This is a genomic window from Flavobacteriales bacterium, assembly GCA_030584065.1.
Taxonomy (GTDB): domain Bacteria; phylum Bacteroidota; class Bacteroidia; order Flavobacteriales_F; family PHOS-HE28; genus PHOS-HE28.
In genome coordinates, this window is the sequence record CP129489.1 from 659043 (window position 1) to 684806 (window position 25764).

Consider the following 25764-nt stretch of genomic DNA (forward strand, 5'->3'; position numbering starts at 1 on the left):
ACCGCGAAGGCCACCAGCAGGGTGTAGAGGCCGATCACGAGTGCATTGGGCGGGGTTCGACGGATGAAGGACATCATGGCAAGAGGGCTTTACACTCGGAAGACGGCGGCGTGATGGGGCAGGTTGCTCCCGTGCGCAGGGCATTTGGCTTTGTTGTGAAACCGTGCAGCCATCGGTCGATGCCGCATCGGCAACGGCATGCGCGCGTCAAGGCCGTTCATGCCCCGCACCGCAGGGTAAGGGCCGGCTGATAGCTTTGCCTTCCATAACACCAGCAGCGCATGGCACGCACCGGAATCACCCTCCTGTTCATCGGAGCCTCGGCCCTTTTGGGCACCGCTTGCGTCTCCAAGAAGAAGTACCTCGCCATCAAGGGCAGCAACGAGACGCTCCACAACAAGCTTGATGAGTGCAACCGCGCGCTCGACGGCTGCCGCGGCCAAGCGGCGGTACTGGAGGCGAGATTGGCCGAAGTGGAGAACAAGAACCAGCACCTGAAGGACCAGGTGGCCCAGCTCAATGGCACCAACGCGGCGCTGCTGAACAGCGTCAACCAGATGGCCACCCTCTCGCAGAAAGAAGCCGCCAACCTGGAGCGCTCGCTCGAGCAGATCCGCGAGCAGGACCTGCGGATCCGCACCCTGCAGGAGGCGCTCACCAAGAAGGACTCCGTGACGCTGGCGCTGGTGGTGAGCCTCAAGAGTTCGCTCGGCAACCTCAACGACACGGACGTGGTGGTGAACGTGGAGAAGAGCGTGGTCTTCATCTCCCTCAGCGACAAGATGCTCTTCCGCAGCGGAAGCACGGAGCTCTCCCCCCGCGCCCGCGAGGTGCTCGCCAAGGTGGCCACGGTGCTCAACGACAAGCCGGAGATGGAGGTGCTCGTGGAGGGCCATACGGACAACGTGCCCATCAGCCGTGATTGCTTCCGTGACAACTGGGACCTCAGCGCTTCACGCGCGGTCACCATCACCCGCGTGCTCCAGCGCGACTACAATGTGGATCCGGCCCGTATCACCGCGGCAGGTCGCAGCGAGTATGTCCCGCTCGCTGCCAACGATACCGCTGAAGGCCGGTCGGCCAACCGCCGCATCCGCATCGTCATCCTGCCGAAGCTCGATCAGTTCTATGGCATGATCGAGGATGGCTTGAAGAAGGCGAGCCTGGAGTAGGGGCGGATTGCGCAACGCATCGAAGGGCTCCGCACAGGGGCCCTTCGTGCTTCGCCGGGGCGCGCGCACCTTTGCAACCATGCCGGCATTCGTCACCGTAGCCGAGTTCTCCTGGGCCACCGACCTGGCGGTGGCCAAGAGCCGGCTTGAGGATGAGGGGTTCGACTGCCGCCTGCAGGACGAGCACACCGTTCAGGTGCACAACCTCTATGCGCAGGCGGTGGGCGGCATCAAGCTGCAGGTGCCGCCGCACCAGGCGGAGGCGGCCCGGGCGCGACTGCTGGAGTGGGGCTTCATCAGGCCCGGGGCACCGGAGGGCGACGCCTTCTGGCAGGCCTTCGACCGCCGCACGCGCGTATGGCCGGTCATCGGGCGCATCGAGCTGCCGATGGCCCGGCTGCTGGCGCTCGTGGCCCTTGTGCTGACGCTGCTGCTGGGCGCGATCGCTTGGGCCACGCGCGCGTCCGTTGCAGAGCGCTTGGTATCGGCCGGCTGGTGCATCGATGAGGTGATGCACGAGGGGTTGGCGCTGCAGCCGGCCTCTACCAATGCATGGCTGCAATGGGGGTCGTGCCGCGAGGCCCTGCGGTTCGAGCCCAACGGCACCGTGCTGCTGCCCGGCTTCGACGGGCCGCAGCTGGAGGCTGAATGGCACATCGAGGGCGGCCGGCTATGGCTCGTGGCGGACAGCCTGAATCCGGTGTATGTCGAGCCCTTCTCGGTGGAGGTGGACGGGCGGCAGCTCTTCCTGGTGTCCCGGGGTGCGCGGATCCGTTGCTCGCGGATGGGAATCACAGGGTGAGCGCTCTGCATGGGCCGAGGTGCCCCCGTTGCGGATCGCCGGAGGCGAGCCGCAACGGTCATTCACGACGGGCCTTGGCATTTGGCATCGTGCTCCTCGGATTCCCGCTCCTTTCGCCGAGACGCCGGCGGCACTGCTTTCCTTGCGGCCGCGATTTCATCGACCGACAGGGAAGCGCGGCCGCCAAGCCCGACTGATCGCCGGCCGGTTACCTTGCACCGGCCATGCCCATGCTGCGCCTGCTCGGCCTGCTCTGGTGCGCCGCCGGGGTGGCGGCAGCAGCCCAGCCCATCCGCCGCGGGCCTTACCTGCAGGCGCCTTCGCACAATGCCGTCACCATCCTGTGGCGCACCGCCATGGCCGGCACCACGCGCCTCTGGCTGGGGCCGCATCCCGACTCACTGACGCTTCATACCGGCCAGGGCAGCATCGTGAGCAACGAGCACCGCGTGCGCTTGACCGGTTTGCAACCCGCCACCACCTACTACTATGCGGTCGGCAACCATCAGGGCATGCTTGCCGGTGGTGATGCCGCCCATCGGTTCCGCACCTTCCCGCCCGCGGGCAGCACGGATACGGTTCGCGTGTGGGCGCTGGGGGATTTCGGCAAGGGCAACCCGCAGCAAGTGGCCGTAAAGCAGGCATTCGAGGCCCATCCGGACGCACGCCGCACCGATGCCTGGATATGGCTCGGCGACAACGTCTACAACGAAGGATTGCTGAGCGAGTACGATGAGAAGGTCTTCGCGCTGGAAGGCTTCAGCGACATCTTCTCCTGGCTGCCTTTCTTCCCTGCCCCCGGCAACCATGACTACGTGGAGGTCTGGCGACGCAGCGCGCTGCTGGGCATTCCCTATTCCAACATCCCGCTCGATGACCACGAGGGGCCCTACTACGACCTCTTCGAGATGCCGGGGCAGGGGGAGTGCGGCGGCTTCCCTTCAGGCCATGAGCTCTTCTATTCATTCGACCTCGGCGATGCCCATTTCATCTCGCTCAACTCCGAGGTCTACGACCTCCTGGGGACCTCCGACGGCATAGATGCCATGGTGGAATGGCTGCAGCAGGACCTTGCCGCCAATTCTCGGCGGTTCACCATCGCCTACCTCCATCAGCCGCCTTATTCAAAGGGCTCGCATGATTCGGACAATTGGGCGGAGCGCGTGATGATCGCCATGCGCGAGCGCGTGATCCCGGTGCTGGAGGCTTTCGACGTGGACCTCGTGCTCGGCGGCCACAGCCATGTGTACGAGCGCAGCCACCTCATCCATGGCCACTATGGGCCATCGTCCACCTTCGACCCGGGCGCCATGCTGCGCGATGGATCAGGAGGGCATCCCCTGTCACCATACGTGAAGGATACCCTGGCCGGAACACCCGATGGCACCGTTTACGTGGTGTGCGGAAACGGCGGTGCCAGCGAAGGCGGATCGCCGCTCGATCATCCCGTTATGGCTGCTGCCGATGGCGGCTCCGGGGTCTGCGGATCCTTCCTCATCGAGTTGGTCGGCGACCGGCTCACCGGGACCTACCTCAAGGGCGATGGCTCCGTGGGCGACCGGTTCGCGCTGCGCAAAGGTCAGCCTGCGGTGGCCATGGGCGAAGCGGGCCCGAAGGGGGTGGTGGGCGCTTATCCGAATCCCGCCAAGGATGTCCTGCACGTCACTTATACAGGTGCGGGACCACCGGTGCAGTACCGACTACTGGATGAGACGGGACGCACGGTGCGGAGCGGCAGGGTCACGGCTCCGCGCATCACCATTGACATCCTCGACCTGGCCCCCGGCGCCTATGAACTGATGGTGGAGGAATCCACCCATCGCGAAGTGCGGCGGATCGTGGTGGAGCGATGAGGCGGGGGAGGAGTTCGTTCCGCTGAACGAGGCCATGTCCATTGCGCCGTCCCACTTCGATGCCGTCCGTGCGAGTTCACGGCTCCGCCTCGATCAGATGGAATCGGTAGGTCCATTGATGCCGGGGAGCCTTGGGTGCCAGGCGGTTCATGGGCCCGATCGGCTCCACCAGCCAAGGCACCGGCGCCCGCCACCGCCAGAGCCACTCCCCGCCGAAATGATAGACATCGTGGTCTTCGGTGCGCGACCAGAGCGCGAGCAAGCGGTTCTCGAAGAGGATCCGTTCCGCAGCTTCAAGGTCGAGACCGGCCTTGTGCAGGGTGAGCCTTGCGTAATGCCCGCGCCTCACCACCGTGCTCGCATCCACCACTGTGAAGGAGGACCGGAGTTGGTGAAGGGTGGTGTCCCATTCCGCCTGCACGGTGCGCAGGTCGAGTTCATCGGTGATGGATTCGGTTGACGTGAATATCGTCATCATGATGATCGTAAAGTAGTCATTCTCGCCGAAGGCCGATTCGGTGCTGTTTCGTGGTTTCACCATCGGGCTGTGGAAAGCCAGGCAGCGCTTCGGCCACCTTCCGCCATGCGTTGGCGGATCGCACTCCGGGGGGCGGCTTCGAAGGACCATGATCATGCCGAGGGACCGATGAGGCTTAGGGTCCGGTGCAGGATCCGGCGGCATGCCCTGGAAGCCTTCAGGCCCTGCATCGGCAAATCGGATCCGAGTGCGCAGGCATGATACCGTAGAATGGGCCTTGGGACATGGGAAGGCCAGGGCAGCGGACCTTGGACTTGCTCCTTGTGCCTACCTTCACTTCGTGCGCACAGCCGATCGATCGGGACTTCGTTTCGCCTTTGCCGTCGCTTTGGCCTTCGCCATGGCATGCGTACAGGCCCAGCACGCTGATTGTTCCGTCTTCGGTGCGGTCATGGATGCCGTCACGCGCGAACCCTTGCGCGGGAGCACCGTGGAGGCGCTCGACCTGAAGTGGGGCCGCCGGTTGGAGGCTGCCGCCGGAGACAGCGGCCGCTATGCGCTGGATCTCGGTCGCAACGGGGAATGGGAGGTCACCTACGCGGCGCCGGGCTATGCATCCAAGCGCCTGCGGATACTGCTGGTCGGCATCCCGCCGGAGGACTGGGCCGGTGGCTTCGGGATGCATGTGGACATGACGATGCTGCCCGAAGCGGCGGGCGTCGATTACGCGCTCTTCGATGAGCCCTTCGGCATCGCGCGCTACAACGCCGATTCCGCGCGCCTCGAATGGGATATGGCGCATACCGAGCGGATGCGCGAACGGCAGCGGCAGCGGCTGGAAGCGATAATGCCTACCGCTCGATGACCCTGAATTCGACGCGGCGGTTGATGGCGCGGTTGGCTTCGCCATCGTTGGGAGCCAGCGGCCGGCTCTCGCCGTAGCCCTTCCAGCTCAGCCGCTCCTTCTCCACCTTCTTCTTGAGCAGGTAGTCGACCACGGCCTTGGCGCGGGCATCGCTCAGCTTCAGGTTGTAGTCGTCGCTGCCCTGGTCGTCCGTGTGCCCTTCGATCTCTACGCGCAGGAAGGGGAAGTCGGTCATCAGGTCCACCAGCTTGTCCAGCTCCTTCTCGTAGCCGGGCAGGAGCTCGGCCCTGTCGAAGGCGAACTGCACGTTGTCAAGTCGCACGCGCGTGCCCACGGCCGGCTCCACTTGGTGGATGTCGACCTGCGTGCTGCTGACGTGGTCGGGCACCACGGGGCGCGGCGGGGGCGGCACGCTGGGCTTGGGCTTCGGGGTAAGCGCGGTGCCTGGCGGGGCAACACGCACGCTCACGTCATCGATGAAGTAGTAGCCGCCGCGCTCACCATTGGGCTGTCGCTCGTGCAGCGTGGCCTCGTCGCCGTAGAAGTTGCCGATGAGCACGAAGCGCTCGGCACCCGTGGCCTCGAATACGCCGCGCACCTTATGCCAGCCGCCCTTCACCAGCTTCTCCTCGTTCACCTGCGGGGTCATGTACAGCGGAAGGCAGTCCCTCGTGCTCACCGGGGCATCGGCCAGGAGGATGCCGATGTTGTTGCTGGCCTCGTTGCTCTTCACGGCGCGCAGGGCCCAGCACTCGGCGATGTAGCGCACGCCGGCCTGCAGCGGCTCCTTCAGCTCGGCCTGCACGTACTCGTGCCAATAGGTAGGCGTGTTGCCCTTGCCGTAGATCTTCACGCCCACCATGCCGGTGCCGGCATGCGGCCCCTGCTTCCCTTCGCTGTGCTTGCGCGGATGGGCCCAGCACTCGGGGTCGAGGGTGGTGCTGAAATGGTCGGGCGTGGTCTGCGTGGGGGAGCTCCAGCCCACCACGTTGGCGGCGAACTTCGACGGGTCGGTGGTCCACACGCAGCTGGTGCGCACCACTTCTTCGAATCCGGGATTGGGCACCAGGTTGGGCATGGTGTCATGCGCCACCGTGCGCTCGAAGAGGTTCTGGGCATGCAACGGAGCGGCGGCGAGTGCCAGCGCCGCCAAAGAGCTGGAACGGAGCATGCTTCAAAGCTATCCTGGGCAGAGGGGGAGAGGGGCATCGGCCTTCCCGGTTAATGAACGGTGCTGTGTGGACGGGGCATCCAGTGGGCGGCTGTCACGTCTCTGGAGTGTCCGGTCATCATCTCCTACCTTCATTCCATGCCTGTACAACGCCTGCGATTCGCCGCACTGCTCGTTACCATCAGTGCGGTCGCCCCGGCGTCTGCGCTGACCGTGGTCCTCCTCAACCTGGCGCATGAGACCTGCGGGGGAGGCAACGGGTCGATCGAGGTTTACGCCATCGGGGGCACACCTCCCTATGCCTACGAATGGAGCAATGGCGCCACTACTGCGGTGGCCACCGGCCTCAGTTCTGGCACATACACCGTCACGGTCACGGATGCGTCCATGGAGCAGGCCACGGGGAATTGGACCATCGGCAATGCGACTGCACTAAGCATACAGAGTGCGGCGCAGGACGGCCACGGCAATTGCCCAGGGCAGTGCTGGGGCCAGGTGCGCATCATCGAAGCCGGCATCAACGGCACCCCGCCCTACACCTATGAGCCGATCGGCGGCTTCTACGGCGGCATCGACGCTTACGGCCATCCGTTCTTCTACTTCCCCAACGCCTGCTCCGGCGGTTCAGAGGTGCAGATCCAGGTGACCGATGCCAACGGCTGCATGGGTGTGGGCACAGCAATCGTGGTCGAGCCCCAGGTCGGTGAGGGGCCCATGGTCGTGCAATCCGTCCAGCCTGTCTGCGCGGGAAGTGCGGTCGGCACGGCAACCATCACCAATATCTACAATGGCATCAGCTGGTGGACAGCGCCGAATCTGATCCTGCACAACGCACAGGGCGAGGTGGTGCAGATCGACTACTACGCCGGGAATACCTCCGTTTTCGGAGGTCTGCTGCCCGGGCATTACTACGTATCGCGCGACTGGAACCCCGATGTCCAGTATACGGCCTACCTCTGCAACAATCTGGATACGGTGGGCTTCGACATCGTCGACCTCGGCCCGGACTGCGGCGCGGTGCAGGGCCGCTTGTTCCTGGACCACGACCAGGACTGCGCCATCGACACCGGCGAGCCGGGAGTGCCCTACCGCGTGCTGGAGATCCTGCCCGGCCCCCTTTATACGATCACCGACGCCCAAGGCCTTTACCAGAGGGCCCTGCCCAATGGCAACTACACCTTGGGGGTGAGCGGGACCGATCTCTATCCCCTATGCCCAGCGGTGCAGCCCGCGCCGTTCGCCATCAGCTTCGGCAATGCAACCCTGGATCTGGCGGATAGCAGCTTGATCGGCCTGGACCTGGAGGTGATGGCCTTCAGCGGACCGGCGCGGCCGGGCTTCACCCATACGGTGTGGGGAACCGTGCGCAACCTAGGCGGCCAGCAGAGCGGTGCGATCACGCTCACGGTGCAATTCGATGCCCAGATGAGCTTCAGCGGTGCTTGGCCGGCTCCGACTTCGGTGGCCGGCAGTCTCGTCACGTGGGATCTGCCCTTGCTCGGCGCCTTCGCGGAGCATGCATTCAGCCTCCAGCTGCAGGTGCCACCCGATGTGGGGCTGCTCGGCTTGCCCTTCTCCCATCAGGTGGAGGCCGTGCAGGCGCTGACCGAGGCGGAATCGTCGAACAACACTGCCTCCGTGGCGGGCGTATTCCAAGGGGCCTACGATCCCAATGACAAGACCGCATTCACCAGCAGCGGCTGGAGCGGGTCCCTCTTCTACCTCGGGGTGGACGAATGGGTCGACTACCGCATCCGCTTCCAGAACACCGGAACGGACACCGCCTTCACGGTGGTGGTGACGGATACCATCCCGGCAGCGCTCGACCTGACCACCTTCCACCAGGGAGTGGCATCGCACCCGTTCTCTGTCTCGATGAAGCCCGGGCGCGTGCTGGAATGGCGCTTCGCGGACATCCTATTGCCCGATAGCGGCACCAATGAGGCGGCCAGCCACGGGCTGGTCACGTTCCGCATCCGGCCGACCCTCCCGCTCGCGCCGGGCACCGAATGGGTGAATCGGGCCGATATCCTCTTCGACTTCAACCCACCGATCCGCACCAACGATGCCGTGCTCCTCGCAGAGTCGAGCACGGCCGTAGGCGATGCGGGAGGGGAGGTGCTGCATGCCTTTCCCAACCCGACGGATGAGGTCCTGTTCCTGGCCCGCCCCGTGGACTGCCAAGGAGGCACCGTCCGCATCCTCGGAGCCGATGGGCGATGGGTGGCGGAGCAGCCTTTCCGCGAGGCCATCGGGGTGGCGGACCTGGTGCCGGGCGCTTACACCGTGGTACTGCTCGGCCAGGATGGGGGCATCCATCGGGCCCGTTTCGTGAAGCGGTAGCCGCCCGGTCACCCTCTCGGACATTCCGATCTTAGCGCCGCGGGCAACGCGGAATGTGGCGGCCGCGTCATCCGCCTCCATGTTCGCCAAGCGCATCAAGCGGACCATCCTGGAGGTCCTCCGCGGTGGGGAGGACCTCGACTTCACCGCCATGGGCGTGAAGCGGGCCATTGCGCTGCTCAGCGTACCCATGGTGCTGGAGATGGCCGGCGAAGCGCTCTTCGCCCTGGTCGATGTGTTCTTCGTGAGCCGCGTGAGCATGGATGCCGTGGCCACCGTGGGCCTTACCGAGAGCGTGATGACCATCATCTACTCGCTCGCCTGGGGCATGGGCATGGGCATTACCGCGGTGGTGGCGCGCCGCACCGGCGAGAAGGATGCGGGGGGGGCATCGCGCGCAGCGTTGCAGGGCGTGATCCTCGCCACCGCCATTGGATTGGCCATCGCCGTGCCGGGCATGCTGTTCGCTTCCAACATCCTACGCCTCATGGGCGCCGATGCAGCGGTGGTCCGCACGGGGAGCGGCTATACCGCGATCCTGTTCGGCAGCAACGTGGTCATCCTGCTGCTCTTCAGCATCAACGCGATCTTCCGCGGAGCCGGCAACGCGCTCATGGCCCTGTGGTCGCTCTGGCTGGCCAACATCGTCAATTGCATCCTCGACCCGCTGCTGATCTTCGGCATCGGGCCTTTGCCCGAGATGGGGCTCACGGGCGCCGCGGTGGCGACTTCCATCGGGCGCGGCTGCGGGGTGCTGCTCCAGCTCTGGTACCTCTTCAGGCCGGCCGGCCGCGTGTCGCTGCGGGGCGTGCCGCTACGGGTCAACCTGGGCGTAATGGCGAACATCATCAAGGTTTCCTTCTGGGGCACCGTGCAGTTTCTCATCCCCAGCGGCAGCTGGATGTTCCTTGTCCGCATCGTATCGAGCTTCGGCAGCCCGGCCGTGGCGGGTTACACCATCGCGGTGCGGATGATCATCTTCAGCCTGCTGCCCGCGTGGGGCATGGCCAACGCCGCCAGCACGCTTGTGGGGCAGAACCTGGGTGCGCGCCAGCCCGAACGGGCAGCGCGCAGCGCCTGGCTCTGCGGCCATTACAATATGGCCTTCATGGTGTCGGTGGCGGTGTTCTTCTGGATCGCAGCGCCCTGGCTGATCGCATTCTTCACCACGGATGCCGCTGTTGCATCGTTCGGCATCGATGCGCTGCGGATCATCTGCCTGGGCTACTTCTTCTATGGCTACGGCATGGTGCTGGCCCAGGCCTTCAATGGTGCGGGCGATACGCTGACGCCCACCTGGATGAACGTGATCTGCTTCTGGGTGCTGGAGATCCCGCTGGCCTGGTTCCTCGCGCGGTACCTGGGTTGGGGGCCGAATGGCGTATTCGCCTCCGTGGCCATCAGCGAAAGCGCATTGGCCCTTCTGAGCGGCTACCTGTTCAGGATGGGCCGCTGGAAGCTGGTGAAGGTGTGATCCGTCCGTGCTTCGCCGACGCATGGAGCTGCATCCCAGCAGGCATCGGCTGCCTTTGCGTCGGGTGCCACGGGTGCACGGCCTGCTGCGGTCACCGGGCCTCGAATCCCTTCGGCCGACCGGCCTTGTACCACTTCAGGAGCGTGTCGATCATGTGCTCCATCTTGCGGTCATCGGCCCAAGTGGCCCGGAACACGAGGCGGCCGTCCTTGTCGATGAGGTAGGCTCCGTTGGGCGCCCGGCCATAGGCGTTGAATACGGCGTCATCGAGCCCATCGATGAGTACGGGGATCGTGCCCAGCTGCGCGAACTCCTTGGCATAGGCCGCCTTCTCTGTCTCGCTCTTGGGCTGCGGATAGAGGCGGAAGCGCTTGCGGTCGGCCGGGTGCAGCTCCGGGCCATAGATCACGAAGAGGTCCACATCGGGTTCCTTCGCATATTTCTTCGCGAGCTTGCTCCAGCGCTCGATCTGCATGCGCGCGGGCGGATTGCTGATGCTGCCGAACATGAAGGCCCGTATACGGCCATCGCGGCCGCGCAGGTGGTAGCGCGCATCCTCCTGCGCCACGGGCAGCGTGAAGTCGTGCGTGCGCGGATCCATTCCGTGTCCCTCGCTGTAGGCCCGCAGCTCGCGGATGGTCTGGCGCATCACCTTGTCCCAGTTCATCCGCCAGATGCTCACCTGCTTGCGCATGGCCTTGATCTCGGCCTTGGTGTATGCGTTGAGGTAGTAGTCGAGGTCATCATGGAACACCAGGGCGCTATCGGTGGCGTACCATGACGGGTCCCAATTGTTGAGTTGGGCGTTCGCTGACACCGGCAGCAGGAGGAGGAGAAGGAGCAGGGCGCGCATGGGCTCGGCCAAAAGTAGGGGCACCGCTGTGATGGAGGTCACTGGAAAGGGGCTTGGCATGCGCGAACTTTGCGCCATGAAGCGATGGATGTGGTATGCGGTGTTCCTCACCGTGGGCGCAGGGGCCGGTTGGGCGTATTGGAACTGGTACGGCTGCATCGATGGCTGCGCGATCACCGGCCGGTGGTGGACGAGTTCGGCTTACGGCGCCATCATGGGCTACCTGCTCGTGGGCATGGTGCTGCCCCAGCGCCGCGCTTCGCAGGGACCCGGCGACGCCAAGCCTTGACCCTGCCCTGGGCCACGGGTGGTGTGGCCGCACCGGTCGAGCGGCAGCTGGCAGGCCTGCTTCTCAGGCTGGTTTGGTCGGATTCCGGGAACCCGGCTTGCTTGGCCCCGAATGGCCTTGCCCAGTAATGGGCAGATTGATGCCAGTCATCGCGCAAAGGCGGTTCGGTCGGGTACCTTCAGTGCGTGAAGTATTGACACCTGATCGATGTCCGGTTCATCAGCTTCACCTTCTTACCGAGGAATGGGGAGGACCCGCGGGAGTGAAGCCGGTCACCGATCCAAACCGATCGAGGCCATGAAAACGCAGAAGTTGTTATCGATAGCCGCAGCGTTGGCGTTCCATTTCCCTGCGGCCGTTGCATCTGTTCCAGGCAACTTGCATCTGGACGGCTTGGTCATCGTGCGGGGCGACCGCAACGCACCCGCACGCGTGGTTATCACGAGCATGAGCTCGACGAGCATCGTGATGGAAGGGATATCCGGGCGGTTCGAACTCGAGCTTGCGCTCGAGGGCACATACGTCATCAGCTTCGAGCGGGTGGATATGGTGACCAAGCTGGTCTGCTTCGACACCCATGTGCCCGCCGGCCAAGCTGATCGAGCCTTTGAATTCCCTTTCCAGGTCACCTTGTTCCATTCGGGCTGGAACGGCGTCACCGCATATGCGGGTCCCGTCGGGCATGTCCACTACGATGAGGGCAAGGCGGATTTCGTGCATCGCACGGATTATAAGGCCGTACCGGGTTCCAAGGAAGAGCGTGCGTGGGCCGAGCTCGTCGCGAAGCAGGGCAGCGATGCGCCCCGCCCAACCTCATTGACGCCGATGGCAGCGGCCGAGCTGAAGTGGGAGCGACACGGGAAGCGTGGAGGCCTATGGGTGGGGAAGGCCATTGATGAGGATGGCAGGCTCCTGGCCCAGGGGCAGTTCATCGATCCGGGACTCACCGAGATGCACGGCGATTTCGTGCACTACTACACCAATGGCCGGGTGGAGAGCAGAGGCCGGTTCGAGCACGGCCGCAAGACGGGTGTCTGGGAGCGGTTCGATGCGGGCGGGAAACCGCTGGCGGAGCGGATCTACGATCACGGTGCATGGGACCGGACCACGGGAACGCAAGCCGGAACGGCGGAGTCCTCCGATGACGGTGATTCCATGATGCGCAGCGCCGGGCATGCAGCGATGGCATCCCCTTCGAACATTGAGATGCCGACGGCTCCCATGCCCCGCATTGCGTCTCAGCCCACGAACGGTGCCGCGCCGTCGGTGCGCCGTGCGGCGGAGACCGAGGAAGGATCCGGTTCACGAGCCGCCGATGCGATGGGGGGCATCGTGCCAACCGGCCGCCTGGTCAGAGGCGGCCGCATCACCGGGGTTGAGTCCCCCATGCCGTCGACGGAAGGACGGGGTCGATGGGAAGAGCTCCACATCGATCGCTTGCGCGTGATCACCGTGGTGCGGCTGGTCGAGCCGAGCGGGCACGTCAGTGAGTACCGCCGTGTCGCGGACCGCCATGGCTCGGTGGTCTACTTCAAGGATGGTCTCAATATCCCGGAAGGCGCCTATCATGCCGCCACAGGGCGGTGAAGGCGCATCAGCCAAGAAAGGCCACCTCCACCCATTCCTCGGGAGAGAGACGGAGCTCGCGCAACCTCAATTCCACGGTCCAGGAGGTGACGGGGGCATCTTCCCTCAGTTCCACGGGCCTGTAGGGCCACCGTGTGATGTTGAGGAAGACCGGCTCGGGCCAGCTGTCATTGTAAAGCAGCGCGAAGCGAAGGGCTTGATGGTCGACCACCAGCTTCCGGCCGTCCGGCCCGTTCGCGATGGTGGTGACCACCAAGGCGGTGCGGTAGAGGCGCTGCTGCCAGTCGGTGCCGGGGGTACGGAAGAGCGCCTGGCGGAATTCGAGGCGCGGCATGCTGGCGCCCGCGAATCGGGCCACGGGCTGCGCGGCAGTGAGGCGGACGTGTTGAAGCGCCATCTCCTCAGAACTGCCAGCGCAGCTGCACCTTCAGATCGCTGCGCACGTTGCCGCTGACCTCTTGAAGCCCGCTGCTCACGGAGCGTTGGTCCTGGTAGATCCAGGCGCCGTAGCGCACCCAGAGGTCCACGCCCCGAAGCGGATTCAGGCGGGCCATGGCGTACCAGCGGATGCCGCGGCCGTAATAGGCCGGTATGCTGAAGACACCGATGAGCTCGTTCTCGTAGGCGTAGATGCGCGCGTCATAGCTCTCCGTCTCGAACAGCGCGAACCGGGCGCTCATCTCCACGGGGCTCCTCAGGGGGCGATGAACGATGTCCTGATAGAGCAGGAAGCCATGCTGCAGGGGGAGCTTCCCGCGCTGGAAATCCACGGTCTCCACGCGGGTGCGGAGGCTCACGGCGTCGCTCACCTTATAGGCGGCATTCACCCGGTAGTTCGTCTGCTCCATGCGCACCAGGGGGTCGATGCCGCCGACGTCCTCGCCCGTGTTGCGGGCGCGGTCCTGGCGCCGCACGCGCGCGTACACCTCCACCTTCTTGCTCGGCCGCCAGTTCACCTGCGTCATCCAATCGTACCCGCTGCTCGGCGCGTCGGTGAGGAAGCGGAGCCAAGGGAAGCGGAACTGGTCGAAATAGGCGTTCATCTGCCATTGCCGGTTGGGGCGCACCTCGATGCCGGCATAGAGCCCGCGCTCATTCCAAGGGTTGGTGCCTTCGGCGAAGGCCACGCTGTAGAGTCCATGATAGTCGCGCCCGTAGTCGCGGAGCAGCAGGCTCAGGCTCACCCGGCGGTCCACGGCCATCAGCAGGCCGGTGTTCATCGCGGTTCCGCCGTTGGCGCTTCGCGCGGCCTCGCCGAACCAGGTGAGGTTGCGCCACAGCACGTTCCAATCGAGCCCCATGGTGGTGTTGCTCCTGCCCTGGAACTCGAATTGATTGTAGGGGCGGGTGTTGCGCGTCAGCGTGGCATCGAAGTCGACGCGGGCCGCGGTGGCGCCGATGCTCCATCCGGGGCGCTTCAGCCGCAGGTGGCCGCCGATGATGCGCTCCCCGATCGCGTCCTTCTTGGCGATCTCGTTCTGCGTGCGATGGAAGCCATCCTCCTGGAAACTGCTGAACACCACCTCGTCGATGCGGGTGTCCAGCGTATCCTGGCCTGACGGCAGGGAGGTGACATTGCCGTCGATGCGCTTCGAGGAGAAGAAACCGGTGAGCTCGAGCCCCTTCAGCACCTCCACGGTGGCCGCCCCGCCGCGCATGAAGAGGTTCTCGTTCACGCTGGGATATGGCGCCAGGCCTACGGCATTGCGCTTCACGTTGAGCGAGAAGCTGCTCTTGGCGGCGAAGGCCAGGCCGTTCCAGAAGGTGAGCCCCTGCCCGAACTGCGCGCTGTAGTCGCCGATGGCCACGGCCTTCACCCGGCCCAGGTCGCGCACGAAGAGGTGCGCGCTCTGGAAGTCGAACCCGTTGGCCTGCGATCCCCGGAAGAGCTCTTCGCCCTCATCCTTCTCCACGGTGAAGCCGAGGCTGATGTTCTGCCGGTAGCGGAAGCGGTAGCGCCCATAGACGCGGTAGGGGCTGCCGAGGTAGACCCTGCTGTTGGCGCGGAGCGAGTCGCGCACGCCGGGGGCCTCGAAGTCCGGCAAGGCGCCGCCGTCGGGGTCGGTGTAGCCGAGGCCGAAGGGGTTGGCGCGGTCCATGAAGCCGCGGCGCGACTCCAGGTTCATCGTGCTGCGGAGGGTGACCTCGTGCCCGCCCTGCTTCAGGATCTCCTTCAGCGAGGCGCGGGCGCCGGCCTGCCGCTCGCGCACGGTGATGAAGGGCCGCACGAGGCTGATGGTGTTCACGTCCCAGCCATCGATGGCCTGCAGCTCGTATAGGCTAAGCAGCGGCCCGTTGCGCCGGATGTGCTGGAACAGGGCGCTCACCTGCACATCGTTCAGGAGCATGAGCGAGGTGAGCTCCTCGGCATCGGTGCGGTTGAGGTTGATCGGGTCGTTGTACCGGTCGAGCAGCACCTGGAACAGGTTGGTGAGGTCCACGTCGTTGTCCCCGCCGAGCTGCTCCACGGCCGCTTCGATGCGCTGCTCGATCACATCGCGCGGAACACCGTCCACCTGGCCGGCGGCGAGCTGCGCCAGCGCCATGGCGAACGCCGTATGGGCCAGGCGCCTCACTTGAACCGGTAGTTCAGGTTCACCATCGGGGTGGGCCCGAGCTGTGCCCGCGCCACGAAGGACATGTCGATCTCCAGCTGCTTGAGCCGGAGGCCGAAGCCGAAGTGGCCGTTCACCGGCCCCGTGCTGACGCCCGTGCGCAGGAAGAACGCCTTGGTTGGAGCGTATTCCAAGCCGAAGCGGAAGCGCTCGGGCCGGTCGATGTCCTTCTCCGCCTCAGCGGTGAGGGTGAGGCGCTTGTTGGGCATCCAGCCGAAGCCGGCGCGCAGGATGGTGGGCACCCGCTCATCGAGCGGGACCATGCTCTCGGTGCGCGCTCCGAGCCCGGTGCGCGTGGGATTGTACAGGTGCGCCCCGATCCACAGCTCCTCCGTCAGCCTGGCCTGCATGCCCAGTTCGGCGGTGAAGGCGCCTGTGCTGCCGTAGTTGCCGCCCAGCCGTACATCCAGGTAGTTGAGCTGGACCGCGGCGCGGAACCCGTCGCCGAAGCGCATCGCATAGGCGAGGCTCGCGCGGTTCTCGGTGTAGAGGTCGTACCCGAAGCGGTCGGCGGCGATGCCGAATGCGCCCCGGCCCACGGGCAGCGCAGCTGCGATGCCCTGATTGCTCAGTTCCTCGCTCAGGAAGTGGGGCTGGTAGAAGATGCCCGCCGTGGCGGCCTCCATGCCGGCCAACCCGGATGGATTGAGGCGCACGCTCCAGAGGTCGGCGAGCGTGAGGCCGCTGCCGCCCATGCCGGCGAAGCGCGCGCCGACGGGAAGGGGGTCGCCGCCCGCAAAGGCAGCGAGCCCGGCGTGTACGAGGAGAAAGGCGGTGATCGAACGGCGCATCGCGCCGAATGTAGGGTGCGGCGGGCAAGCTCCTGCCGGGCCGCCCTCGCCGCGTTGCCTACCTTCGCCGCGCCCGCTGCGCGGCTCATCCAGCGCCGGAAGCGGATCCATGGCACGCGTGAAGCTCCACGACAAGGAATTCGAGCCGTTCATCAGCGAGGCGGAGCTTGGCGCCGCCATCGGCCGGCTCGCCGGCGAGCTGCAGGGCAAGTACGACGGCAAGCGCCCGCTGTTCGTGGGCATCCTCAACGGCTCGTTCTTCTTCGCCGCTGAGTTGCTCAAGCGCCTGCCCATCGAGTGCGAGATCACCTTCGTGAAGGTGGCGAGCTACCACGGCACCAGCAGCAGCGGCCGCGTCACGGACCTCATCGGATTCAATGAGCATGTGGAGGGCCGCCATGTGGTGGTGCTGGAGGACATCGTGGACACCGGGAACACCATCGTGCATATCATGCAGAAGCTGCGCGAGCGGCACCCCGCCAGCGTCAGCGTGGCCACACTGCTCCTGAAGCCGGACGCGTACACCAAGGACATACCCATCGAGCACGTTGCGCTCCGCATCCCGAACGATTTCGTGGTGGGCAGCGGCCTCGACCACGATGGGCTGGGCCGCAACCTGCCCGGTATCTACAAGATCGTGCAATCCTGAGCCATGCGGGCTCCCAATCCATCATCATGAGCAAGCTGAACATCGTCCTTTTCGGCCCTCCGGGGGCGGGAAAGGGCACGCAGAGCGAATTCCTCATCCAGCGTTACGGCCTTGTCCACCTGAGCACCGGTGACCTGCTGCGGGCCGAGATCAAGGCGGAGAGCGAGCTCGGCCTCCAGGCCAAGGAGCTGATGGACCGGGGCGAGCTCGTAGCCGATGCCATCGTCATCGGCATGATCCGGAACAAGATGGAGGCCAACCTCGGGGCCAAGGGCTTCATCTTCGACGGGTTCCCGCGGACCAAAGCCCAGGCGGAGGCCCTCGATGCGATGCTCTCGGCCAAGAACGAGCCCATCACCGCCATGCTGGCGCTGCACGTACCGGAGGAGGAGCTGGTGAAACGCCTGCTCGGGCGCGGCGCCACCAGCGGCCGCGCCGATGACAAGGATGAAGCGGTGATCCGCAACCGCATCCGCGAGTACGAAAGCAAGACAGCGCCGCTGAAGGACTACTACACCGCGCAGGGCAAGTTCAAGGCCATCGAGGGCGTCGGTACCATTGCGGAGATCACGGATCGGCTGATCGCCGCAGTGGGATGAACCTATGAACGCGAGGCCGGGCGCATCCTGCACCCGGCCTCGCCCCGCCTGCGCACACGACCATGAACTTCATCGACCACATCCGCATCGAATGCCGCTCAGGGAAGGGCGGCGCTGGCAGCGCGCACCTCCGGCGCGAGAAGTACATGCCCAAGGGCGGCCCCGATGGCGGTGATGGCGGCAGGGGGGGCGATGTGATCCTGCGTGGGAACAAGCAGCTCTGGACGCTGCTGCACCTGCGCTACACCAAGCACGTGATCGCCGGCGATGGCGAGGTGGGCAGCAGCAACCAATGCAGCGGGAAGAGCGGAAAGGATGTGGTCGTGGAGGTGCCGCTGGGCACCGTGGCCAAGGACGATGGAACGGATGAGGTCCTGTTCGACATCACCGAGCACGGCCAGGAGGTGGTGCTGCTGAAAGGCGGCCGCGGCGGACTGGGCAACCAGCACTTCCACAGCAGCACCTTCCAGACGCCGCGCTTCGCGCAGCCCGGTGAGCCTGGCCAGCAGCGGTGGTTCAAGCTGGAGCTGAAGGTGCTGGCCGATGTAGGCCTCGTGGGCTTCCCCAACGCGGGCAAGAGCACCCTGCTCAGCGTGGTCACCGCCGCCAAGCCCAAGATCGCCGACTATGCCTTCACGACGCTCACGCCCAACCTGGGCATCGTGCCCTACCGCGACCACCGGAGCTTCGTGATGGCCGACATCCCGGGCATCATCGAGGGGGCGCACGAGGGCAAGGGCCTAGGCCTGCGCTTCCTGCGGCACATCGAGCGCAACAGCGTGCTGCTCTTCATGATCCCCGCCGACAGCGCCGATATACGGCACGACTACCAGGTGCTGGTCAACGAGCTGAAGGAATACTCGCCCGAGCTGCTCGACAAGGACCGTTTGCTCGCCATCACCAAGTGCGATATGCTCGACGAGGTGATGATGGCCCAGCTGCGCAAGGAACTGCCCAAGGGCGTTGATGCCGTGCTCATCAGCAGCGTGGCGCGCATCGGCCTGGATGAACTGAAGGACAAGCTGTGGAAGCTCCTGCACAGGCCCGTGGAGCAGCGCCCGCAATTCCCCGAGTGGAGGGCATGAGCCTCTGGGAGCGCCTCGATGCGATCGACCGCGAGGCCTTCCTGGCGATCAACGGCCCGCATGCGCATGCGCTTGACGTGGTCATGGAGGCCGCCAGCGAGATGGTGCTCTGGTTCCCGCTCTATGGCTTCTTCCTCTGGCTCATCATCAAGCGCCACGGCGATAAGGCGCTGCTCTGGTCGCTGCCGCTCATCGCCCTCATGATCCTGTGCAGCGACAAAGGCTCGGTGATGCTCTTCAAGGAGACCGTGCAGCGGCTGCGGCCCTGCCATGAGCCATCGCTCTCCGGCCTGGTGCATCTGGTGTACAAGGACTGCGGCGGCCGATTCGGCTTCGTGTCCTCGCACGCCAGCAACCACTTCGCCATCGCGCTGTTCATGATCGGCGTGCTGGGCGCCAAGCCGCGCTGGGTCCTCGGCGCCCTGCTCGGCTGGGCCATGCTCATCGCGTACAGCCGGGTCTACCTGGGCGTGCATTATCCCGGCGATGTGCTGGTGGGCGGTCTCTACGGGGCGATGATCGGTTCATTCGCGGCGCTCATCTTTCGGCGCTTCATCGCGAAGCCACGACCTTCGGTAGCATGAACACCTGGATCGCGATCTTCCTCGGCGGCGGCATCGGCAGCGTGGCGCGCTTCGGCATCACGCGCGCCGTGCTGGCGGTCGGCATCAAGGGCGCGTTCCCTTGGGCCACGCTCCTCGCCAACGTGCTGGCTACAGGCCTCCTGGCCTGGCTGGTGCTGCGCATGCCCCATCAGTTCGATGGCCGCGATGCCCTCAAGGCCTTCCTCGCCGTGGGCTTCTGCGGCGGCTTCAGCACCTTCAGCACATTCAGCTATGAGAACTTCCTGCTGCTGCGCGAAGGGCAGACGGCGATGGCGGCGGTCAACATCATCGTCAGCGTGGCGGCATGCCTGGCCGTGTTCCATTTCGTCGCTCGCAATGCCTAATTCACCGCATCCCATGCACAGGTCATTGTCGGGCCGCCCCGGAGGGTCGGCACGAAGGCTGCCCATGGCGGCGATCATCGCGATCGCTACGTGCCTGGCGCAGGATGGGCTGCACGCCCAGGCTCCCGCCTACCAGCAGCCGCCCAAGCTGGTGGTGGGCATCGTGGTGGACCAGATGCGCACCGACTATATCTACCGCTACTGGGACAACTTCGGGGAAGGAGGGTTCAGGCGCTTGGCGACGGGCGGTGCCTTCCTGCGCGATGCCCACTTCGACTACATCCCCACGGAGACGGGGCCCGGGCATGCCAGCGTGTACACCGGCACCGTTCCGGGGCGCCATGGCATCGTGGCCAATGACCGCTTCGTACGCAGCACAGGCACCACGGACTATTGCGCATCCGCCGCCGATACCGTCCGCGGCGTTGGGATGGATGACGCCATTGGCCGTCGTTCACCGCGCAATCTCTTCGCCACCACCATTGCGGATGAGATCGAGCGCCGCTTCGATGGCAGGAGCCGTACCATCGGCATCGCCTTCAAGGACCGGGGCGCCATCCTGCCCATCGGCCGCACCGGCGATGCAGCCTACTGGTTCGCTGGAGGCACTGACGGCGCCTTCGGAACGAGCACGTGGTACATGCGCGAGCTGCCTGATTGGGTACAGCGCTTCAATGGGGAGCGGTTGGCGAGCGCCTACCTGGGGCGCACGTGGGACCTGCTGCTGCCGCGCGATCGCTACCATGCGCCGCTGCCCGACGACAACCCCTACGAGATACCGCTCAGCGGCGCAGCTTCGCCCACGCTGCCGCTCGATCTGCAGGCGCTCCACAAGGCCAGCGGCTCCACCGGCATCCTGGCCTACACGCCGTGGGGCAACACCCTTACCACCGACTTCGCCCTGGCCGCCATCGAAGGCGAGCAGCTCGGTGCCGATGCGGTGACCGACCTGCTGGCCTTGAGCTACAGCAGCCCCGACATCCTTGGCCACCGGATGGGGCCGCGCGCCCTTGAGGTGGAGGACATGTACCTGCGCCTCGACCAGGATATCGCCCGTCTTCTTGACGAGCTCGACCGCCGCGTCGGCAAGGGCGCATACACCGTGTTCCTCACGGCCGACCATGCCGGCGTGGACGTGCCGGCCTACCTCCAGTCACTCAAGGGCAGTGCGGGTTACCCCGATGTGGCGGCCTTGGAGCGCGACCTCAATGCGGAACTCGTGCGGCGCTTCGGCCCCGGGAAATGGGTGCGCCGCATGATCAATGAGCAGGTGTTCCTGAATGATTCGCTCATCAGCGCACGGAAGCTCGATGCCGAGCGCGTGCAGCGTGCAGCGGCCGATCACCTGCTCCGCGATCCGCTGATCGCCGAGGCCCTCACGGCCGCCGATCTGGCGCGCTTCAGCTACCCCGACGGCATCCGGCGCCTCCTTCAGCGGGGCTTCATGCCGCAGCGAAGCGGCGATGTGCTCTATGCCTATCGGCCAGGCTTCTTCGAGCCCTATGGGTCCGCGCCATCGAAGGGCACCACCCATGGCAGCGGCTGGAATTACGATACGCATGCGCCCATCATCCTTTATGGACAGGGCATCCGGCCGGGCAACGTGCTGCGGCGCACCTCCATCACGGACATCGTGCCCACCATCAGCATGATCGTCGGGATGACCCTGCCCGATGCATGCAGCGGAACCGTCATACCCGAGGCGCTGATCCGCTAGTCCAGGGAGCCGTTCGAGGCAGCTTGGTCCACCAGCCATGGCGCCGGCAGGGCGGCTAGCTCCTTTAGCATCTGGAACCAGCCGTAGTAGTTGGCCCACCAGCTCCAGCGACGGCACCACCGGTCATCCAGTGCGATCACACCCGCGCCGGGCCGATGCCCCCTGGCGATGCGGTGCATCCTCCAGGTTCGACGGGCATGCACGGCCAGCGTGGCCACATCGTAGGCGCCGATGCCGGCCGAGTCGGCGAATGCGGTGAGGTCGCGTGCGCAGCTGTAGGTGCGGCTGCGCTCGACGTGCCAGGTGGGCACGGCCGTGATGCGCGCGCCGGGGATGCCGGATTCCACCAGGCGCTCCCGGCCTTGATGGGCGAAGCTCGGCGTGCCCGGTGATTCAGTGCCGTCGGCATGTCGGATGCGCGTCTCATGCCGCAGCATATGCACGTTCACGCCATTCAAGCGGAGCCCGGAGATGAAGGCCACGGGCGCCTCCTGCGGCTCCGAGGTGTCCATGCCCGCGATGAGCAGCAGCAGCGTGTCGTTCCTGAGCTCGATCCGGTGGCGGCTGCTGCCGACGCCGATGGCCGCCGCGGTCTGCTGCCGGTCCGTGTGCATCCGTACCCATGCGCGCGGTAGGCCCGCCAGGCTCATCTCCACGGTGCCGCTAACCGGTGCAGCGAAGCGAACGGCTGCGGTGTCTCCCTGACGCAGGTAGTACGCGAAGGGGCGTGCCGTGCCCGTGGTGAGGATGCGGTCGTAGCCGCCGCGCTGGAAGGTGAGGGCGGCCTCCTCGATGCCCTGGTGGTGCATCCAGCCTTCCACCACCAGCACATTGCCGCCGCTCGGCCGTGTAATGGCGAACCACGGGTGCGCGAAGAGCAGCACGGCCCACCAGGCCAGCAACGCGGCGATGAGCAGCCGGAGGAAGCGGCGCTTGGAACGTCCGGCACTCATGCGTCGCCGTCCTCCAGCGCCTCCTTCAGCGCAAGCAATTCTGAGCGCGCCTTGCGATCGCCGGCCACGATGCACTGCAGCGCACCGGCATCACAGGCAGCGATGGCCTCGTTCCGACGGTCCTGTTCGGCCAGCAGCACAGCCAGTTGGTAATAGCTCGGGACATGGTCCGGGCGTTCCAGGAGCAGCGCCTCTAGGTCACTGGTGGCCTGCAGGATATCCCCGTTGCGCTTCAGCTCGAGCGCGATGGCGTACCGCAGGAAGGGGTCGCCGGGCTCCTCGGCCAGCAGGGCGCGCAATTGCTGAAGCCGCTCGGCGCTCATGGCTCGAAGGGCTGCACGGCCCGGTTATCCTTGAAATCGGCGGCGGATCCATTGCGGACGATCGGCCCTTGGTCCATTTCGGCGATGCGGTCCGCCATGTGGTGGGCGTCCCCGCGGTCGTGGGTGACGATGTTGGCTGCGGTGCTGTGTGCGCGCAGGATGCGGAGCACCTCATCGCGCACCTGCTGCCGGGTGTGCGCATCGAGGTCGCTGATGGGCTCGTCCATCAGGAGGACCTGGGGGCGTACCGCCTGCGAGCGGGCGATGGCCACGCGCTGTTGCTGTCCGCCACTGAGCTGGTGCGGATAGCGGTCCTCCAGGCCGTCGAGCCCCACGTTGCGCAGCTCTTCCAGACCTTGGAATACCATGCCCACCGGCCTGCACTCAGGCACCACATGGCGCCGATCATCGTTCAGCACGGTCCCGAAAAGGACGATGCTCCCACCGCTGGGCCGCCCCAGGCCGGCCACCTGCCGGAGCAGGGTCGTCTTGCCGCAACCGCTGGGGCCTATCACCACGAGCACTTCGTTCACGGCCAGATCCATCGTGACCCCGCTCAGCACGGCGCGACCACCGTGCGCGAATGGGAGGTTGCGGAGCTGGAGCAGCGGATTAGCCATGTGGTCCGGTCGCGAAGCTAGGATGGGCGGCAGCCGTGCCTATGGCCTCCGGCCGGTCAAGCGATCCAATGCAAGCCCTAGCAGCAATCCGCACAGCACGATGAGGAGCGCCGGGAGGGAGGCTTCGCGCAGCTGCTCGATGCGGGCCAACTTGTAGGCGCGCGTGCTCAACGTATGGAAGCGAAGGGCCGCAGGATCAGCGTGAGCAAGAGCTCCTGAATGAAATCGATGGCCACCAGCATGGTGGCCGCGATCAGCGCCGGGCGGAAGAGCGGAAGGTTGATGCGGCGGAAGATGCGCAGGGGAGAGGCGCCCAGCAGCTGGGCGGATTCGTCAAGGGCCTTGGGCTGGTGCTCCAGACCCGCCCGCAAGGGCTGGTTGCCCACGGCCAGGAATCGCGCAGCCAGCGCATGGATGAGCAGCCCCAGGCTGCCGATGAGCGGGAAGGGCAGGCAGTCGCTCCGATCGATCGCCCCGACCGCGGCCATGGCGCCCACGGCGATGACGGCACCCGGTATGGCGTAGCCCAGGTTGGCAAGCCGGATGGCCCAAAGGCCGCTCTGCCCGTGGCGTTCCCTGAACGTGAAGGCCACAGCGGCGGCCAAGGTGACGGCGGCGGCCAAAGCAGCCACGAGCAATGTATTGCTGAAGGCGGGCCCCATCTCCTGCCAGTCAGTGAGCGAACTGGCCTGCGCCACATCCACGAGGATCTTGGCTAGCGGGAGGCCTGCGCCCAACGCCAGGACCATCGCGCACCAACCGACGGCGATTGCGGCCCTGTGCCCCGTTGGCAGGATGGGCGTTGTTGGCACCTGATCCGTGCTCCGCCCCGCCCAGCGACGCGACCGCCGATCGACCCACAGCAGCGCGTCCACTAGAAGTATGAGCACCGAGCCGAGCCGGAGGGCGCTGTCGAGGTCGTAGAGCCCGCCCCAGCTCCGGAAGACCGCCGTGGTAAGCGTGCGCTCGCCGAAATACCGGACCGCACCATAGTCATTGAGGGTCTCGATGGCCACGAGCAGCGCTCCGGCAGCGATGGCGGGCCAGGCCAGCAGCAGGGCTACCCGGGTGAATCGGCGCAGCGGTCCGGCACCGAGGCTCCGCGCTGCATCGAGCTGGGCGGTCATGCCCAAGGTGAATGCGGCGCGCGCAGGCAGGTAGATGTATTGGGAGAGGACAGCGGCCAGCACCAGGCAGAGGCCCGGCAGGTGGAGGAGATCGGGATTCATCCCCAGGCTCGCGTCCAGCCAAGCGGAAAGGCTGTTCGTCGGGCCGAGCAGCATAGGTGAATGCGCTGATGCAGGTGGGCAGCGCCAGCGGGAGGAGAAGCACCCAATGGAAGAGGCGTTGGCCGGGGGAGTCGTGCACGCTACCAGCCATGCAGACGGCACGGCAAGCAGCAGGGCGGGAATCAAGGTGCCTGCCAGCAGCAGCAGGGTGCCCTTGGCATGCTGCGGCAACAGCACCGTGGCGGCATGCTGCCACTCCGGCGCGTCGGTGTGCGGCGGTGAGGTGACCATTACCCCGATGGGAAGCGCCAGAACAAGCGCCACCCCGGTGATGGCGCTGACCAGTGCACTGTTATGATGGGCACCGCGGCGGTCCTTCACCAGGATTACCTCCAGCCCGCAGCGTCGAAGACCTTGATCGCGTCGGGATTCAGGCGCGCCAAAGCCTCCGGATTCAGCGAATCCGGGGTGAAGGAGCCGAAGGCCTCCAGTTCGGGAGCGAGCCGCACGCCGGGCTTCACCGGGTATTCCTTGTTGCCCTCGGCGAAGAGATGCTGGGCCTCATCACCGCTGAGGTACTCCAGCAGTGCCAAGGCCTCCGGTTTGTGCGGGGCATGCCTGGCCACTCCTGCTCCGCTAACGTTCACATGCGTGCCGTGCGTGCCGATGGTCGGGAAGGCCACGGCGATGGCGGCCTTCGCCTTCTGTTTCTCCGGCTCACCGCTTGCCATGAGCTTGCCCACGTAATAGCTGTTCACGATGGCCACGGTGCCTAGGCCTTCGCCCAGCGCCAGCAGCTTGTCGGTGTCATTGCCCTTGGGCGCACGCGCCATGTTGGCCACGATGCCATCGGCCCACGCCTTGGCGGCCAGCAGGCTCTGGTTGTAGACGTTCTCCGACGTGCGCACCAGGATTTCCCCCTTCCACTCGGGCTTGGCTAGATCGGCCCAGGTGATGATGGCTCCGGGCCTGACCTTCTTCCTGTCGTAGGCCACCATCCGCGCGCGCATCGTGAGACCGTGCCAATGGCCATCGGGATCGCGCAGAGGAGCGGGGATGTTGGCGTTTAGGATGGCGCTTTGCGCGGCTTGCAGCAGACCGCGCTGCTTGGCTACGCCCAAGCGACCGGCATAGGCGGTGATGAAGACATCGCAGGGGCTCTTAGGCCCCTCCTGTTCGAGCCGGGCCAGCAGCTCATCGTCACCGGCCTGGATTACGTTCACAGTGATGCCCGCAGTCTCCGTGAAGCGGCTGAAGAGCGTCTTGTCGGTGTCGTAGTGCCGATGGGTATAGCCATTCACCCGGCGTGGCGCCGCGCCCGGCGATTCCGGCGCCGGTTCCAGGGAG

At 65.8% G+C, this 25764-nt stretch carries 23 protein-coding genes and 1 pseudogene; 13 read left to right on the plus strand and 11 right to left on the minus strand.

All coding sequences use genetic code 11. The features are described 5' to 3' along the window. Positions 1-281 precede the first annotated feature (281 nt). The 3 genes from QY325_02820 to QY325_02830 all read left to right on the plus strand — a co-directional run bounded on the left by QY325_02820 (position 282) and on the right by QY325_02830 (position 3827). Complete coding sequence (locus QY325_02820; protein WKZ66864.1) at positions 282-1172, plus strand: flagellar motor protein MotB; 891 nt, start codon at positions 282-284, stop codon at positions 1170-1172. Between the two features lie 79 nt (positions 1173-1251). Then, positions 1252-1974 carry a hypothetical protein gene (locus tag QY325_02825; GenBank protein WKZ66865.1) on the plus strand — a complete coding sequence of 241 codons (723 nt, stop codon included), beginning with the start codon at positions 1252-1254 and terminating at the stop codon, positions 1972-1974. 224 nt (positions 1975-2198) lie between these two features. Continuing rightward, the gene (locus QY325_02830) at positions 2199-3827 is read left to right on the plus strand and encodes a metallophosphoesterase (protein WKZ66866.1); all 1629 of its coding nucleotides are present in this window, start codon (positions 2199-2201) and stop codon (positions 3825-3827) included. A 76-nt stretch (positions 3828-3903) separates the two neighbouring features. Here QY325_02830 and QY325_02835 read toward each other — a convergent pair whose 3' ends face one another. Continuing rightward, entirely contained in the window at positions 3904-4368 is a 465-nt protein-coding gene (locus tag QY325_02835; protein ID WKZ66867.1) for a hypothetical protein, read from the minus strand. A 388-nt stretch (positions 4369-4756) separates the two neighbouring features. On the opposite strand from QY325_02835, the gene QY325_02840 reads away from it, so the two are divergent. After that, complete coding sequence (locus tag QY325_02840; GenBank protein WKZ66868.1) at positions 4757-5170, plus strand: carboxypeptidase-like regulatory domain-containing protein; 414 nt, start codon at positions 4757-4759, stop codon at positions 5168-5170. Here the strand turns inward: QY325_02840 and QY325_02845 are convergent. After that, the gene (locus tag QY325_02845) at positions 5157-6341 is read right to left on the minus strand and encodes an OmpA family protein (protein WKZ66869.1); all 1185 of its coding nucleotides are present in this window, start codon (positions 6339-6341) and stop codon (positions 5157-5159) included. The genes QY325_02840 and QY325_02845 overlap by 14 nt on opposite strands. Positions 6342-6479: 138 nt before the next feature. On the opposite strand from QY325_02845, the gene QY325_02850 reads away from it, so the two are divergent. Continuing rightward, on the plus strand, positions 6480-8684 hold the full coding sequence (locus tag QY325_02850) for a SprB repeat-containing protein (GenBank protein ID WKZ66870.1): 2205 nt from the start codon (positions 6480-6482) through the stop codon (positions 8682-8684). A gap of 79 nt (positions 8685-8763) precedes the next feature. Then, positions 8764-10158, plus strand: coding sequence for an MATE family efflux transporter (locus tag QY325_02855; GenBank protein ID WKZ66871.1), 1395 nt, complete (start codon positions 8764-8766; stop codon positions 10156-10158). Between the two features lie 91 nt (positions 10159-10249). Here QY325_02855 and QY325_02860 read toward each other — a convergent pair whose 3' ends face one another. Next, complete coding sequence (locus QY325_02860) at positions 10250-11011, minus strand: hypothetical protein (GenBank protein WKZ66872.1); 762 nt, start codon at positions 11009-11011, stop codon at positions 10250-10252. 76 nt (positions 11012-11087) lie between these two features. Between QY325_02860 and QY325_02865 the strand changes: the two genes are divergently transcribed. Both QY325_02865 and QY325_02870 read left to right on the plus strand, forming a co-directional pair. Then, a complete protein-coding gene (locus tag QY325_02865; protein ID WKZ66873.1) occupies positions 11088-11300 on the plus strand; it encodes a hypothetical protein in 213 nt (70 codons plus the stop codon). Positions 11301-11507: 207 nt separating this feature from the next. After that, positions 11508-12887, plus strand: a complete 1380-nt coding sequence (locus tag QY325_02870; GenBank protein WKZ66874.1) for a hypothetical protein — start codon at positions 11508-11510, stop codon at positions 12885-12887. Between the two features lie 7 nt (positions 12888-12894). On the opposite strand, the gene QY325_02875 is transcribed toward QY325_02870, so the two are convergent. From QY325_02875 to QY325_02885, 3 genes are read right to left on the minus strand one after another with little or no spacing between them, the layout of a single operon-like run. Continuing rightward, complete coding sequence (locus tag QY325_02875; protein WKZ66875.1) at positions 12895-13284, minus strand: hypothetical protein; 390 nt, start codon at positions 13282-13284, stop codon at positions 12895-12897. 4 nt (positions 13285-13288) lie between these two features. Then, positions 13289-15463, minus strand: a complete 2175-nt coding sequence (locus QY325_02880) for a hypothetical protein (GenBank protein WKZ66876.1) — start codon at positions 15461-15463, stop codon at positions 13289-13291. Continuing rightward, positions 15460-16293, minus strand: coding sequence for a hypothetical protein (locus QY325_02885; protein WKZ66877.1), 834 nt, complete (start codon positions 16291-16293; stop codon positions 15460-15462). Before QY325_02885 ends, QY325_02880 begins: the two co-directional genes overlap by 4 nt. A 109-nt stretch (positions 16294-16402) precedes the next feature. Here QY325_02885 and QY325_02890 point away from each other — a divergent pair. The 5 genes and pseudogenes from QY325_02890 to QY325_02910 all read left to right on the plus strand — a co-directional run bounded on the left by QY325_02890 (position 16403) and on the right by QY325_02910 (position 21292). Then, a pseudogene (locus tag QY325_02890) lies at positions 16403-17541 on the plus strand (adenylate kinase). A 62-nt stretch (positions 17542-17603) separates the two neighbouring features. Further along, complete coding sequence (gene obgE / locus QY325_02895; protein WKZ66878.1) at positions 17604-18626, plus strand: GTPase ObgE; 1023 nt, start codon at positions 17604-17606, stop codon at positions 18624-18626. Then, entirely contained in the window at positions 18623-19210 is a 588-nt protein-coding gene (locus QY325_02900; protein WKZ66879.1) for a phosphatase PAP2 family protein, read from the plus strand. Before obgE ends, QY325_02900 begins: the two co-directional genes overlap by 4 nt. Then, positions 19207-19575, plus strand: coding sequence for a CrcB family protein (locus QY325_02905; GenBank protein WKZ66880.1), 369 nt, complete (start codon positions 19207-19209; stop codon positions 19573-19575). The genes QY325_02900 and QY325_02905 overlap by 4 nt, the downstream gene beginning before the upstream one ends. 64 nt (positions 19576-19639) lie before the next feature. Beyond that, positions 19640-21292, plus strand: coding sequence for an alkaline phosphatase family protein (locus QY325_02910; protein ID WKZ66881.1), 1653 nt, complete (start codon positions 19640-19642; stop codon positions 21290-21292). Here QY325_02910 and QY325_02915 read toward each other — a convergent pair. From QY325_02915 to QY325_02935, 5 genes are all read right to left on the minus strand, one after another. Next, entirely contained in the window at positions 21289-22245 is a 957-nt protein-coding gene (locus QY325_02915; GenBank protein WKZ66882.1) for a hypothetical protein, read from the minus strand. The genes QY325_02910 and QY325_02915 overlap by 4 nt on opposite strands. Continuing rightward, on the minus strand, positions 22242-22568 hold the full coding sequence (locus tag QY325_02920) for a hypothetical protein (GenBank protein ID WKZ66883.1): 327 nt from the start codon (positions 22566-22568) through the stop codon (positions 22242-22244). Before QY325_02920 ends, QY325_02915 begins: the two co-directional genes overlap by 4 nt. Beyond that, positions 22565-23188, minus strand: a complete 624-nt coding sequence (locus tag QY325_02925; GenBank protein ID WKZ66884.1) for an ABC transporter ATP-binding protein — start codon at positions 23186-23188, stop codon at positions 22565-22567. Before QY325_02925 ends, QY325_02920 begins: the two co-directional genes overlap by 4 nt. 167 nt (positions 23189-23355) lie before the next feature. Continuing rightward, positions 23356-24798 carry a hypothetical protein gene (locus tag QY325_02930; protein WKZ66885.1) on the minus strand — a complete coding sequence of 481 codons (1443 nt, stop codon included), beginning with the start codon at positions 24796-24798 and terminating at the stop codon, positions 23356-23358. 5 nt (positions 24799-24803) lie between these two features. Next, a complete protein-coding gene (locus QY325_02935; GenBank protein ID WKZ66886.1) occupies positions 24804-25718 on the minus strand; it encodes an extracellular solute-binding protein in 915 nt (304 codons plus the stop codon). Positions 25719-25764: the final 46 nt, after the last annotated feature.

Bases quoted from the DNA above. Each gene is read 5' to 3' on its own strand.
- QY325_02820 (WKZ66864.1), top strand. From the start codon at position 282: ATGGCACGCACCGGAATCACCCTCCTGTTCATCGGAGCCTCGGCCCTT.
- QY325_02825 (WKZ66865.1), top strand. From the start codon at position 1,252: ATGCCGGCATTCGTCACCGTAGCCGAGTTCTCCTGGGCCACCGACCTG.
- QY325_02830 (WKZ66866.1), top strand. From the start codon at position 2,199: ATGCCCATGCTGCGCCTGCTCGGCCTGCTCTGGTGCGCCGCCGGGGTG.
- QY325_02835 (WKZ66867.1), bottom strand. From the start codon at position 4,368: ATGGTGAAACCACGAAACAGCACCGAATCGGCCTTCGGCGAGAATGAC.
- QY325_02840 (WKZ66868.1), top strand. From the start codon at position 4,757: ATGGATGCCGTCACGCGCGAACCCTTGCGCGGGAGCACCGTGGAGGCG.
- QY325_02845 (WKZ66869.1), bottom strand. From the start codon at position 6,341: ATGCTCCGTTCCAGCTCTTTGGCGGCGCTGGCACTCGCCGCCGCTCCG.
- QY325_02850 (WKZ66870.1), top strand. From the start codon at position 6,480: ATGCCTGTACAACGCCTGCGATTCGCCGCACTGCTCGTTACCATCAGT.
- QY325_02855 (WKZ66871.1), top strand. From the start codon at position 8,764: ATGTTCGCCAAGCGCATCAAGCGGACCATCCTGGAGGTCCTCCGCGGT.
- QY325_02860 (WKZ66872.1), bottom strand. From the start codon at position 11,011: ATGCGCGCCCTGCTCCTTCTCCTCCTCCTGCTGCCGGTGTCAGCGAAC.
- QY325_02865 (WKZ66873.1), top strand. From the start codon at position 11,088: ATGAAGCGATGGATGTGGTATGCGGTGTTCCTCACCGTGGGCGCAGGG.
- QY325_02870 (WKZ66874.1), top strand. From the start codon at position 11,508: ATGTCCGGTTCATCAGCTTCACCTTCTTACCGAGGAATGGGGAGGACC.
- QY325_02875 (WKZ66875.1), bottom strand. From the start codon at position 13,284: ATGGCGCTTCAACACGTCCGCCTCACTGCCGCGCAGCCCGTGGCCCGA.
- QY325_02885 (WKZ66877.1), bottom strand. From the start codon at position 16,293: ATGCGCCGTTCGATCACCGCCTTTCTCCTCGTACACGCCGGGCTCGCT.
- obgE (WKZ66878.1), top strand. From the start codon at position 17,604: ATGAACTTCATCGACCACATCCGCATCGAATGCCGCTCAGGGAAGGGC.
- QY325_02900 (WKZ66879.1), top strand. From the start codon at position 18,623: ATGAGCCTCTGGGAGCGCCTCGATGCGATCGACCGCGAGGCCTTCCTG.
- QY325_02905 (WKZ66880.1), top strand. From the start codon at position 19,207: ATGAACACCTGGATCGCGATCTTCCTCGGCGGCGGCATCGGCAGCGTG.
- QY325_02910 (WKZ66881.1), top strand. From the start codon at position 19,640: ATGGCGGCGATCATCGCGATCGCTACGTGCCTGGCGCAGGATGGGCTG.
- QY325_02915 (WKZ66882.1), bottom strand. From the start codon at position 22,245: ATGAGTGCCGGACGTTCCAAGCGCCGCTTCCTCCGGCTGCTCATCGCC.
- QY325_02920 (WKZ66883.1), bottom strand. From the start codon at position 22,568: ATGAGCGCCGAGCGGCTTCAGCAATTGCGCGCCCTGCTGGCCGAGGAG.
- QY325_02925 (WKZ66884.1), bottom strand. From the start codon at position 23,188: ATGGCTAATCCGCTGCTCCAGCTCCGCAACCTCCCATTCGCGCACGGT.